General features: G+C 71.0%; 10 protein-coding genes. 8 read left to right on the top strand and 2 right to left on the bottom strand.

Going from position 1 to position 12307, the window contains the following annotated elements; all coding sequences use genetic code 11:
* Positions 1 to 175: 175 nt before the first annotated feature.
* The 8 genes from alaS to aroB all read left to right on the top strand — a co-directional run bounded on the left by alaS (position 176) and on the right by aroB (position 9366).
* Entirely contained in the window at positions 176 to 2869 is a 2694-nt protein-coding gene (alaS, locus tag FNH13_RS11725; protein ID WP_143783590.1) for an alanine--tRNA ligase, read from the top strand.
* A gap of 82 nt (positions 2870 to 2951) precedes the next feature.
* Positions 2952 to 3464 (top strand): Holliday junction resolvase RuvX, encoded by a 513-nt coding sequence (gene ruvX / locus FNH13_RS11720; protein WP_143783589.1) that lies wholly within the window; start codon positions 2952 to 2954, stop codon positions 3462 to 3464.
* The gene (gene mltG / locus FNH13_RS11715; RefSeq protein WP_143783588.1) at positions 3461 to 4834 is read left to right on the top strand and encodes an endolytic transglycosylase MltG; all 1374 of its coding nucleotides are present in this window, start codon (positions 3461 to 3463) and stop codon (positions 4832 to 4834) included. Before ruvX ends, mltG begins: the two co-directional genes overlap by 4 nt.
* 3 nt (positions 4835 to 4837) lie before the next feature.
* Positions 4838 to 5656, top strand: a complete 819-nt coding sequence (locus FNH13_RS11710; protein WP_228266373.1) for a shikimate dehydrogenase — start codon at positions 4838 to 4840, stop codon at positions 5654 to 5656.
* The gene (locus FNH13_RS11705) at positions 5653 to 6402 is read left to right on the top strand and encodes a prepilin peptidase (protein ID WP_143783586.1); all 750 of its coding nucleotides are present in this window, start codon (positions 5653 to 5655) and stop codon (positions 6400 to 6402) included. Before FNH13_RS11710 ends, FNH13_RS11705 begins: the two co-directional genes overlap by 4 nt.
* 20 nt (positions 6403 to 6422) lie before the next feature.
* Entirely contained in the window at positions 6423 to 7673 is a 1251-nt protein-coding gene (gene aroC, locus FNH13_RS11700) for a chorismate synthase (protein ID WP_143783585.1), read from the top strand.
* A complete protein-coding gene (locus FNH13_RS11695; protein WP_202878766.1) occupies positions 7670 to 8185 on the top strand; it encodes a shikimate kinase in 516 nt (171 codons plus the stop codon). The genes aroC and FNH13_RS11695 overlap by 4 nt, the downstream gene beginning before the upstream one ends.
* A complete protein-coding gene (aroB, locus tag FNH13_RS11690; RefSeq protein ID WP_407669893.1) occupies positions 8182 to 9366 on the top strand; it encodes a 3-dehydroquinate synthase in 1185 nt (394 codons plus the stop codon). The genes FNH13_RS11695 and aroB overlap by 4 nt, the downstream gene beginning before the upstream one ends.
* A gap of 113 nt (positions 9367 to 9479) precedes the next feature.
* On the opposite strand, the gene FNH13_RS11685 is transcribed toward aroB, so the two are convergent.
* Positions 9480 to 10733, bottom strand: coding sequence for a phosphotransferase (locus tag FNH13_RS11685; RefSeq protein WP_143783583.1), 1254 nt, complete (start codon positions 10731 to 10733; stop codon positions 9480 to 9482).
* Entirely contained in the window at positions 10730 to 12295 is a 1566-nt protein-coding gene (locus FNH13_RS11680; protein ID WP_143783582.1) for an FMN-binding glutamate synthase family protein, read from the bottom strand. The genes FNH13_RS11685 and FNH13_RS11680 overlap by 4 nt, the downstream gene beginning before the upstream one ends.
* Positions 12296 to 12307 lie beyond the last annotated feature (12 nt).

Raw genomic sequence — 12307 nt, 5'->3', positions numbered from 1 at the left:
GGTGACCGATTGCGGTCCGGGTGACCGTTTGCGGTCCGGGTGACCGATTGCGGTCCGGTGACCGTTTCCGCTCCCGATGACCGTTTCCGGTCCGGGTGACAGATTGCGGTCCGGTGACCGTTTCCGGTCCGGGTGCCAGATAGAGTGAAACGTCCCCCGAGTCGACGAGGAGCCCATGCAGACCGCCGAGATCCGCCGCCGCTGGCTTGCCTATTTTGAAGGCACCGGCCACACCGTGGTGCCCAGTGCCCCCCTGGTGCACGACGACCCCAACCTGTTGTTCGTCAACGCCGGCATGGTCCCGTTCAAGCCCTACTTCCTGGGCCAGCAGACGCCACCGTGGGAGCGCGCGACGTCGGTCCAGAAGTGCGTGCGCACGCTGGACATCGAGGAGGTCGGCAAGACCACCCGGCACGGCACGTTCTTCCAGATGAACGGCAACTTCTCCTTCGGCGACTACTTCAAGGCGGGGGCGATCGAGCACGCCTGGAAGCTGGTCACCGGGTCCCAGTCCGAAGGCGGTCTGGGCTTCGACCCTGACAAGATCTGGGTCACGGTGCTCGGCCCGGGGCTGCTGCCCCACCTGCCGAACGGCGACGAGGAGGCCGCCGCGCTCTGGCGCGAGATCGCCGGCCTGCCCGACGAGCGCATCCAGCGACGGGGCGTGGAGGACAACTACTGGCACATGGGTGTGCCCGGCCCCGCCGGACCGTGCAGCGAGATCTATGTCGACCGCGGAGCCGAGTTCGGCCCGGAGGGCGGACCCCTGGTGGACGAGGAGCGGTTCCTGGAGATCTGGAACCTGGTCTTCATGCAGGAGGAGCTCGCTGCGGTCCGCGCCAAGGCTGACTTCGACGTGGTCCGTGAGCTGCCGAGCAAGAACATCGACACCGGGATGGGGCTGGAGCGAGCCGCCTACCTGCTCCAGGGGGTGGACAACCTCTACGAGATCGACGAGGTCTACCCGGTGATCGAGCGTGCCGAGGAGATGTCCGGACGCGGCTACGGCGCGGACCACGGGGACGATGTCCGCTTCCGGGTCGTGGCCGACCACGTCCGCTCCGGGCTGATGCTGATGTCCGACGGGGTCACCCCGGGCAACGAGGGCCGCGGTTATGTGCTGCGCCGGCTGTTGCGGCGTGCGGTGCGCTCGATGCGCCTGCTCGGGGTCCAGGACCCCGCCCTGCCGCACCTGCTGCCGGTCAGCAACGACGTGATGAAGGCGTCCTATCCCGAGCTGGAGGGGGACTTCGCCCGGATCAGTCAGATCGCGTATGCCGAGGAGGAGGCTTTCCGACGCACCCTCGCCTCCGGCACCACGATCCTGGACCTGGCGGTGACCCGCGCGAAGGAGAGCGGCAGCACCGTGCTGGCCGGCGACCAGGCGTTCGCCCTGCACGACACCTATGGCTTCCCCATCGACCTGACCCTGGAGATGGCGGCCGAGCAGGGCGTGGAGGTCGATCGCGACGGCTTCGTGCGGCTGATGACCGAGCAGCGTGAGCGTGCCAAGGCCGATGCCAAGGCCAAGAAGTCGGGGCACGCCTCGACCGAGGTCTGGCGCGAGCTGCGCGACCAGGGAGCGACCGAGTTCCTGGCCTACGAGACGCTGACGGCCGAGGGCTCGGTCCGGGGCCTGGTGGTGGATGGTGCGCGCGTGCCGTCGCTGAGCCAGGGCCAGCGGGGGATGGTCGTGCTCGACCGCACTCCCTTCTATGCCGAGTCTGGTGGTCAGATCGCCGACGAGGGCGTCATCGAGACCGCCTCCGGCGCGGTGCTGCGCGTCCGTGACGTGCAGCGTCCGGTCAAGGGGCTCATCGCGCACACCGTCGAGGTGGAGTCCGGCGAGCTCACCGAGGGCCTCGACGTCAACGCCACGGTGGATCAGGACTGGCGGGTGCAGGCCTGTCAGGCGCACTCCGGCACCCACGTCGTGCACGCGGCGCTGCGGCAGGTGCTCGGCCCGACCGCCCTGCAGAGCGGCTCCTACAACAAGCCCGGCTATCTGCGGCTCGACTTCGCGTGGGGCTCGGCGCTCTCGCCGGAGACCCGGTCTGAGATCGAAGAGGCCGCCAATCTTGCTCTGCGACAGGACCTTCCCGTATCAGCGGCCTACATGACCCTGCCAGAGGCGCGTGAGGCGGGAGCGCTGGCGCTGTTCGGTGAGACCTATGACGAGCAGGTCCGCGTCGTGGAGATCGGCGGCCGGTGGTCGCGGGAGTTGTGTGGTGGCACGCACGTGCGCCACTCCAGCCAGATCGGTGCACTGACGCTGACTGGTGAGTCCTCCGTCGGATCGGGATCCCGACGCCTCGAGGCGCTCGTCGGCCTGGACGCACTGCACTACCTGGGGCGTGAGCGCGCCCTGGTCAGTGAGCTCTCCGGCCTCGTCGGGGTGCGACCTGAGCACCTGGCCGACCGCGTCGGACAACTGCTGACCCGGCTCAAGGACGCGGAGAAGCAGATCGCCAGCATGCGTCAGGCTGCCGTGATGTCGGACGCCGGTGCCCTCGTGGCCTCGGCCCGGGACGTCAACGGTGTCACCTGGCTCGGGCACGACGCCGGGGCGGGCGTCGGCGGGGACGACCTGCGCCGCCTGGTGACGGATCTGCGGGCCCGACTGGGTGAGGACCGTCCGGCCGTGGTGGCGGGGGTCTCCGCGGTCGACGACCGACCCGTGGTCGTGGTGGCCACGAATGGCGCGGCACGAGACCGCGGGTTCAAGGCAGGTCAGCTGGTCAAGGTCGCGGCGCAGGCGCTCGGCGGCAATGGCGGTGGCAAGGATGACCTTGCCCAGGGTGGGGGAAAAGACGCTTCGCAGACCGCGGAGGCCCTCACCCAGATCGAGCAGGCCCTTGGGAGCGTCTGAGCCACGGGTGGGAGCGTCTGAGCCACGGGCTCCCGGGGATCGCGGTGCCACCGGACCCTCGGGTCCCGATGGCAACTCGGTCATGCGCCGCGGCGTGCGGCTGGGCATCGACGTCGGTGAGGCGCGCGTGGGGCTGGCGGCCTCCGACCCCTCGGGCGTGCTGGCGACGCCGGTCGCCACACTGCAGCGGGACCATCAGGGGCTGACCGACCTCGACGAGATCGTGACCCAGGCGCGTGAGCGCGCCGCGCTGGAGGTCATCGTCGGCCTGCCGCGCACGCTGTCAGGGGACGAGGGAGTGGCCGCCCGCGCCATCCGCGACTACGCTGCTGCGTTGCATCACCGTCTCGCTGGCACGCCGGTGCGACTGGTGGACGAACGCCTGTCGACGGTGGACGCGCACCGAGCCCTGCACTCCAGCGGGGTGCCCGGACGTCGCCACCGTGCGCGTGTCGACCAGGCGGCGGCGGTCGTCATACTGCAGGCTGCACTAGAGATGGAACGAAGCACCGGGCGCCCCCCCGGTGAAGCCCTTGGTGGCCGCAAGCCCAGGGCTCGCCGGCCCGCGACGAAGAGCGAAGGAACCCAACCATGAGCCGACCCCCGGCAGACGATTGGGCTGGACCTGGCCGTGACCCCGACCCCGCGCGTGGTCACGACGACCAGGTGGAGATGCACCGTGACGTGCACCCGGACGACCTGCGCCACGACGTGCACCCGGACGACCTGCGCCACGACGTCCACCCGGACGACCTGCATCCGGACGACCTGCACCACGACGTGCACCCGGACGACCTGCACCACTATCCCGCGGAGCACGACGACTCCCTGGCCGACGACGTGCTGGCCGAGGCCGTGCCCGAGGACGAGGCCATGTTCCGGCCGCGACGGCGCAAGAAGCGCAGTCCGGTGCTGCGCATCGGTGCCATCGTCGCGGCCCTGGCCATCGTGATCGTCGGCGGCTGGATGGGCTTCAACGCGGTCCGCGGGATGATCCCGGACGTGGAATTCGGCCAGGGCACCCCGGAGGACTTTGAGGGCGCCGGGAGCGGCGAGGTGACCATCGAGATCCCCCAGGGCGCCGGCGGCGGCCAGATCGGTGTCATCCTCTACGAGAACGGCGTCGTCGCCTCGGCCGAGGCCTTCTCCAACACCGCTGCCGCAGACCAGCGCTCCACCAGCATCCAGCCGGGCACCTACGTGATGGCCGAGCAGATGAGCGCGGCGGCCGCCCTCGACCGGCTGGTCGACCCTGACGCCCGACAGAGCACGGGAGTGACGGTGCGCGAGGGCCTCTGGACCTCCGAGGTGTTCGCGATCCTCGCCGACGCCACGGGCCACGAGGTCGCTGACTACGAGGCCGTCGACCCGGCCTCGCTCGACCTGCCCGAGGCCGCCAACGGTGAACTGGAGGGCTACCTGTTCCCCGACACCTACGAGTTCAGCCCGACCTCGACCCCCGAGGAGCAGTTGCAGGCGATGATCGACCTCGGAGCTCGCCGTTATGAGGACCTCGGCCTCGCGGACGCCGACATGCACGACGTCATCATCAAGGCCAGCATCATCCAGGGCGAGGGCATGTTTGCCGAGGACCTGCCCAAGATCGCCCGGGTCATGGAGAACCGCCTCGCCGGTGACTCCGAGACCAACGGTCGGCTCCAGATGGACTCCACCATCCACTTCATTGCCCAGGAGCGTGGGCGCGCGGGGACCACCGAGGCGCAGCGGGCCGTGGACGACCCCTACAACACCTACGTGCACCAAGGGCTGCCCCCCGGTCCGATCAACAGCCCTGGCGCCGTGGCCATCGACGCAGCGATGCACCCTGCCGAGGGCGATTGGCTCTACTTCGTGACCGTCAACCCCACCACCGGCGAGACGGTGTTCAGCAACACCTTGGACGACCACAACGTGGCGGTCCAGGAGTTCGAGCAGTGGTGCGCCGACAACCCGGACAGCTGCTGACTGGTGACGCGGCACGCAGGCGTGATCGGGTCTCCGATCGCGCACTCTCTCTCGCCGGTCCTGCACGAGGCGGCCTACCACGCGCTCGGGCTGCAGGGGTGGTCCTTCCACCGGGACCACGTCGCGGCTGGTGACCTCGCGGCATACGTCATGGGGTTGCCGGAGGACTGGGTGGGCCTGGCCGTCACGATGCCCCTGAAGGAGGAGGCTCTCGCGCTCGCGACGGAGGCGGACGAGGTGGCGACCCTGACCGGTGGCGCCAACACGCTGACCCGGATCGCGAGCGGCTGGCGCGCCGACAACACCGACGTCTACGGACTCCAGCAGGCGCTACGGGACGGCGGCCTGACCACGACGGACTCCGCGGTCGTCGTCGGATCGGGGGCCACCGCCCGCTCGGCCCTGGTCGCGCTGTCCCACCTGGGGGTTCACGAGGTGCGCCTCCTGGTGCGTGAGGAGGTGCGGCCTGCTGCCCTGGAGCTTGCCGCGCGTCTGGGCCTGCACGCCACCACCAGCCGGTATGCCGACGGACCCACCTCCTGGGGCCACCCGGGCGTAGTGGTCAACACCGTGCCCAGCGGGGCGACGCCCCCTGTGGACGGCTGGGAGCTGCCGGAGGGTGCGGTGGTGTTTGATGTCGTGTATGCCGGGTGGCCGACTCCGTGGGCGGCAGCCTGGGCGGCGCACGGTCAGACGGTGACGAGGGGAGACGGGATGCTGCTGCACCAGGCGGTGCGACAGGTGCGCCTGATGACGGGGCACGCGGCCCCCACGGACGCCATGGCCACCGCCCTGGCCGTGGCGCTGGAGGCTGGCCGGTGAGCCTGTCCCTGGTGCCCTGGCTGCTCGCCGTCGCCGGCGTGCTGGTCGGCGTGCCGGTCGCCCGGTGGCTGCGGTGGGTCACCTATCGCAAGCCGGATGAGGTCGATCTGCCGCTGCCGGGGACCCGGTGGTGGGTCGTCCCCGTGCTGGCCGTGAGCTGGCTGATCCTCGGAGCCCGCGTGCTTCTGGCTGACGACGCGCAGCCCGGGGGCAACGGCCCGGGCGCCGACTCGCCACACGTCTGGGCGGTGCGCACCATCGTCCTCGGGGTCATGCTGGTCATCGCCCTGTCGTGCGTCTGCCTGGCCGCCATGGACTTTGACGTGCACCGCCTGCCCGACCGGCTGATGTGGCCGTCCATGGGCGTGCTGCTGGGAGGCCTGCTGGTGGCCGGGATCGTGGCGGCCGCCTGGGGCGACATGGGGCGGGTGGTGCTGGCTGCGCTGGCCTGCAGCGGGGGCTATCTGGCGATGGCGCTGCTCTCCCTCGCCCGCGGCTCCCTGGCGGTCGGACTCGGCGACGTCAAGCTGGCGGGGCTGCTGGGCATGGGGCTGGGCTGGTTCGGGTGGTCGACGGTGCTCAATGGCATGCTCGGTGGGGTCCTGGTCGGTGGGGTCTTCGCCGCGTTCCTGCTGGTGACCCACAAGGTGCAGCGGGACGGACACCTCGCCTACGGTCCACCGATGATGGTCGGTGCGCTCCTGGCGCTGCTGTTGTCCCCGGGCACTGTGACCTCACTGTTCTGACGCGTGACAGGATGCGAGCCATGCTGCGCTGGTTGACTGCCGGTGAGTCGCACGGTCCCGCACTCACCGCACTGCTTGAGGGACTGCCCGCCGGGGTCCGGGTCGACAGGTCCGCCGTCGAGGGTGCCCTCGCGCGCCGCCGGCTCGGTTATGGCCGCGGCGCACGGATGAAGTTTGAGGCCGACCAGCTCGCCTTCCTCGGCGGGATGCGCCACGGCCTGACGCTGGGCAGCCCGATCGCCGTGCAGATCGCCAACTCCGAGTGGGCCAAGTGGACGGCCGTGATGAACCCCGAGCCGGTGGAGACCCAGGACCTGGAGCGCTCCGACGACATCGGTGCCCCACAGGAGATCGCCCGCAACAAGGCCCTCACCCGTCCGCGCCCCGGCCACGCCGACCTGGTCGGCATGCAGAAGTACGGCTTCGACGAGGCCCGTCCCGTGCTCGAGCGGGCCAGCGCCCGCGAGACCGCGGCACGGGTGGCGCTGGGAGCCGTTGCGGCCGCCTTCCTCGAGCAGGCCGCCGGCATCCGACTGGTGAGTCACACCGTGGCGATCGGGACGGTCCCCGGGGCGCACCTGGACCAGGACGCGCCGGACGAGGCGAGCCTGCCGCGCCCCGAGGACGTCGACCGGATCGACGCCGACCCGGTGCGCACCCTGGACGCCGACCTGTCCGCCGCGATGGTCGCCGAGATCGACGCGGCCAAGAAGGACGGCGACACCCTCGGCGGCGTGGTCGAGGTGCTGGCCTGGGGCCTGCCGCCCGGACTGGGATCACACACCCACTGGGACCGGCGCCTGGACTCCCGGCTCGCCGGTGCCCTGATGGGCATCCAGGCCATCAAGGGCGTTGAGCTCGGCGAGGGGTTCCGCACGGCCGCGCGACGCGGCAGCCAGGCGCACGACGAGATCGCGCGGGACGCGTCGGGCCGGATCCAGCGGCAGACCCTTCGCTCCGGCGGGACCGAGGGCGGCATGAGCACCGGGGAGGTGCTGCGGGTCCGGGCGGCGATGAAACCGATCAGCACGGTGCCACGTGCCCTGCAGACGGTCGACGTGGCCTCCGGTGAGCCCGCGACGGCCATCCACCAGCGGTCCGATGTCTGTGCCGTGCCCGCGGCCGGGGTGGTCGCCGAGGCGATGGTCGCCCTGGTGCTGGCCGACGCGGTCCTGGAGAAGTTTGGTGGCGACTCGGTCCCCGAGGTGCGCCGCAACCTCGAGAGCTATCTTGCCGCCATACCGGAGCTGATGGGCGGGTCCGGCGGATGAGCGCGCAGCGACCCCTGGCGGTTCTGATCGGTCCGCCCGGCGCCGGGAAGTCGACCGTCGGCGCGCTGCTCGCGCAGCGCTGGGACACCACTTTCCGCGACACCGATGCCCTGATCGAGGCGGCCCAGGGCCGCGCGATCCCGGAGATCTTCTTCGACGACGGGGAGGCGACCTTCAGGGTCATCGAGCGGGAGACGGTCCTGGCCGCCCTCGCCGACGGGGGCGGCGTGCTGGCCCTCGGCGGCGGAGCAGTCCTGGACCCTGCCGTGCAGGAGGCTCTGGTGGGGCACCGGGTGATCTTCCTCGACGTCGGGATCGCGCACGCGTCCAAACGGGTCGGGTTTGACGGGAACCGGCCGCTCCTGGCGGTCAACCCGCGGGCCTCGTGGAGCCGTCTGATGCAGGCGCGCCGCCCGACCTACGAGTCGGTCAGCACCGAGCGGGTCGACACGGCAGGACGGACCCCGGACGAGGTCGTCGACGCCCTGCTCACACCGGTGGGGGAGCCGTGACCGGGCCGGCAGCAGCGGATGACGCTGCGACGGCGGGCGAGGCTGCTGCGGCGGGCGACGCTCCTGCGGCGGGCGACGCTGCGACGGGCGACGCTGCGACGCAGCACAGCCCCCTGCAGCACATCTCCGTTGGAGGGCGCTATGACGTGCACATCGGACCAGGGGCACTGACCTGTCTGACCGGTCACCTCAGCCCCGGGCGACGCGTCATGGTCCTGCACCAACCGGGCCGCGCTGCCCTGGTCGGCGAGGTCGTGGACCTGGTCGCGTCCGCGGGCGGGCAGGGGCTCACCCACGAGATCCCGGACGCTGAGGCGGCCAAGGAGGTGACCGTCCTGGCCGGTGCCTGGGCCGCACTGGGCAGGGCCGGCTTCACCCGCGACGACCTGGTCGTGGGCGTCGGCGGGGGAGCCGCGACCGACCTGGCCGGTTTCGTCGCCGCCTCCTGGTTGCGTGGGGTGGACTTCATTAACCTGCCCACCTCGCTGCTGGGCATCGTCGACGCCGCGGTCGGGGGCAAGACCGGCATCAACACCGCCGAGGGCAAGAACCTCGTGGGAGCCTTCCACGAGCCGCGGGCGGTGCTGTGTGACCCGGCCTGGATGGCCTCGATGTCACGGCCCGACCTCGTCTCTGGGCTCGGTGAGGTGATCAAGTGCGGGTTCATCGCCGACCCGACGATCCTGGAGCTGATCGAGGCGGACCCGCAGGCGGTCTGTGACCCGGCGGCGCCCGTGATGACCGAGCTCATCGCCCGGTCCGTCCGGATCAAGGCGGAGGTCGTCGAGAACGATCTCACCGAGGCCGGGATCCGCGAGATCCTCAACTATGGCCACACCTTCGCGCACGCGATCGAGCAGGTGGAGCACTACAGCTGGCGGCACGGGGATGCTGTGGCCGTCGGCATGGTCTTTGCCGCTGAGCTGGCCGTCCGGGTCGGGGTGATGGACCCGGAGCTCCTGGCGCGGCACCGCTCGGTCCTGGACTCGGTGGGACTGCCGACGAGCTATGCCGGTGCGGACTGGGAGCAGCTGCGCGCGGCGATGGCCCGGGACAAGAAGGCCCGGGGTGCCACTCTGCGGTTCATCGTGGTCTCCGAGGCCGGCGTGACCCAGCGGCTCGTGGGACCGGACGAGGCGCTGCTGCGGGAGGCTTTCGACGCGGTCAGCGCGTCCCACTAGGTGCCGGTGCGCGCATCGTTCACGCCGAAGCCGGGCGGGGTCCGGATCCGGCGTGAAGGATGCGTGCAGGTGAACCGCGGGATGTGCCACTCACGGACGGGTGAGCGTCGGGTTCACGCGGACAGGGCCGACTCCACCCAGTGCTGGGCCAGCGTGAGACGCCGCGAGGCCTCCACGGGCCAACCGACCTGTTGGACCCGGAACGGGCCCGCGGCCAGGCCGAGGATCCGCGCTGCGGCGCGGCGGCGGATGTCCCGTGGGTCGATGTCGGTCTCCCAACGCTGCTGCAGCTCGGTGGCATAGGCGGCGACGCGATCCGGCTGGCTCGACATGGTGTGCCACACCGCCAAGTGCCCGAGCATCGTGCCCGGGTCGTCCCCGGGCCGGGCCACCCCGAGCGTGTCGACGTCCAGGATCCCGCTGACCCGGCCGTCCTCGACGAGCAGCTGCGCCTCGTGATAGTCCCCGTGGGCCGGCACCCGCTCGATGACGTCATCGGTGCCGATGTGCTCGACCAGCCAGTCGATGCGGTCCGCCACCATCGGCAGCAGCCGGCGCAGCAGGTCGGCGACCCGGGGCAGCGCCTCGATCGAGGAGTGGACGGTCGCCGACTGCTCCAGCGCGGGCAGGGTCCCGGGCAGTCCGGCGATCACCTCCGGGTGCGGAAGGCGACCGAAGGGATCCTCGAGGACCTCACGCAGGGTGAATCCCGACATACTGCGCATCGCCAGCAGCCCGAGATCGGAATTGATGCCGAGCGGCTCGGGGACGGGGAGCAGACCGTCCAGGTCGAGGTGCCTCTGGTGCAGGGCCTGCAGCCGGCGCGGCTTGACCAGCTTGAGATAGATCCGGTGGCCCTCGCCACTGACCTCGATGACCGCCCGCCGGGTCGGCCGGTAGGCCCGCAGCCGGGTGTGCGGCTCCGCGATCTGCCCGCCCAGGCTGGCGATGATCGAGGCGGCGGTCGTCGGCTCCAGCACGGTGGCCAGCGACGGCAGGAACGGGTCGTGCGGGACCCGCCACACGGCCACCTGCTCGCCCTCGGACCCCACCACGACCGCGCCCTCGGGCGCCTCCAGGGTGGTGCCGACGTAGGTCGCACGCCCAGCGAGCGGCCCACCCTCGACGATGGTGTCCCACGAGACCGTCGCGCTCCGCCCCGGCCACCAGGTCACCTGACTGACCGCGACAGCCGTCACGCTCCCGCCCTGCGAGGCGACAACCGCAGCCAGCGGGCCGGGCACCTGGTCGGTGAGCAGGTCGGGCAGCACCGGCAGCGCCTCATCGGTCAGCGAGGCGGTCCACTGACGATCCGTCAGCGGCACGGGGGTGGCGGCCAGCCCTCCGGAGACCTCCGGTGTGCTCATGCCGTGGTCTCCGACCTCGGTGCGCTGCCACCGCGCGAGGCCGTGGTCATCAACCGTTCGGCGTCGGCACGCTGATCTGCCGACGGCAGACCCCACCCCGGCTCATAGCCCGCCACCTCCCGCAAGGAGGTGGCCGACCGGTTGCCGAGCAGGATCTCGATGTCGTCTGGTCCGAGCAGGCCGGGGTGGGCCACCCCGCAGGCCTCGGCCAGCTTGAGCATCTCCCGGCGCCAGGCCCGCAGGTAGTTCGCTGACCGGTCCGCCTTCGAGGGCACGTCCAGGCCACGGGTCAGCCAGGGGTTCTGCGTGGCCACGCCGGTGGGGCACCGGTCGTCGTGGCAGCGCTGGGCCTGGATGCACCCGATGGCCATCATCGCCTCGCGGGCGACATAAACCATGTCGGCGCCGAGCGCGAAGGCGACCGCGGCGTTGTCCGGGAGGCCGAGCTTGCCCGCGCCGATGAAGACGACCTGATCAGTCAGCCCGCGCCGGGCGAACTCCCGATAGACCCGGGGAAAGCCGATCCGGAAGGGCAGCGCCACCGAGTCGGCAAAGCTCAACGGTGCCGCTCCGGTGCCTCCCTCGCCGCCGTCGATCGTGATGAAGTCGACGCCCCGGTCGGTGGTGGCCATCTGCTCGGCCAGCTCCTCCCAGAACTCCAGGTCTCCCACCGCCGACTTGATGCCGACCGGAAGCCCGGTCTCCGTGGCGATCATCTCGATCCAGTCGAGCATGGTGTCGACGCTGTCGAACTCCGCGTGCCGGGAGGGGCTGGCGCAGTCCTGGTCCGTGCGGATCCCACGGATCTCGGCGATCTCCTCGGTGATCTTGGCCTGGGGCAGCAGCCCGCCCAGACCCGGCTTGGCGCCCTGGCTCAACTTCACCTCCAGGGCCCGCACCGGTGCCGACTGCACCAGCGCCTTGAGCTTGTCCAGGCTGAAGGCCCCGTCCTCGTCGCGGCACCCGAAATAGGCTGTGCCGATCTGGAAGATCAGGTCCGCCCCGTGGCGGTGGTGGACCGAGATGCCACCCTCGCCGGTGTTCTGCAGGACCCCGGCGGCGGCGCAGCCCCGGTTGAGCGCCTCGACGGCCGGGCCGGACAGGGAGCCGAAGCTCATCGCGGAGACGTTGATCACGGACCTGGGGCGGAAGGCGTGGCGCCGACCCCGCGCTTGGCCCATCACCTTGGCGCACGGCATCAGGTCGTGCTCGCCGCTGTGCTGCAGGGTGCTGGGGGCGACCGGGGCGAAGGTGCGGTGCTTGACGACGGCGTAGCCCTCGTCGTGCTCCACGTCGTTGTCCGTGCCGAACCCGAAGTAGGGGTTCTCCAACTTGGCGCTGGCATAGATGAACCGGCGCTGGTCCCGGCTGAACGGCCGTTCCTCGTCGTTGTCGGTCACGATGTACTGCCGCAGCTCCGGGCCGACCTTCTCCAACAGGTAGCGGGCATGGCCCACCACCGGGAAGTTGCGCAGGATGGCGTGCTTGCGTTGCAGCAGATCGTGGGTGGCCAGGGCCGCAAGACCCGCGACGTGGATGCCGATCGCCTTCGTCCAACTCATGCCCGCCACCCT

The sequence above is a fragment of the Ornithinimicrobium ciconiae genome (assembly GCF_007197575.1).
Classification (GTDB): Bacteria; Actinomycetota; Actinomycetes; order Actinomycetales; family Dermatophilaceae; genus Ornithinicoccus; species Ornithinicoccus ciconiae.
Note: the sequence above shows the minus strand (reverse complement) of the source record. Positions and strands in the feature narration are given on the sequence as shown.

Coding starts and splice junctions, on each gene's coding strand:
- aroC (WP_143783585.1), top strand. CDS start 6,423: ATGCTGCGCTGGTTGACTGCCGGTGAGTCGCACGGTCCCGCACTCACC.
- FNH13_RS11695 (WP_202878766.1), top strand. CDS start 7,670: ATGAGCGCGCAGCGACCCCTGGCGGTTCTGATCGGTCCGCCCGGCGCC.
- mltG (WP_143783588.1), top strand. CDS start 3,461: ATGAGCCGACCCCCGGCAGACGATTGGGCTGGACCTGGCCGTGACCCC.
- FNH13_RS11680 (WP_143783582.1), bottom strand. CDS start 12,295: ATGAGTTGGACGAAGGCGATCGGCATCCACGTCGCGGGTCTTGCGGCC.
- ruvX (WP_143783589.1), top strand. CDS start 2,952: ATGCGCCGCGGCGTGCGGCTGGGCATCGACGTCGGTGAGGCGCGCGTG.
- alaS (WP_143783590.1), top strand. CDS start 176: ATGCAGACCGCCGAGATCCGCCGCCGCTGGCTTGCCTATTTTGAAGGC.
- FNH13_RS11685 (WP_143783583.1), bottom strand. CDS start 10,733: ATGAGCACACCGGAGGTCTCCGGAGGGCTGGCCGCCACCCCCGTGCCG.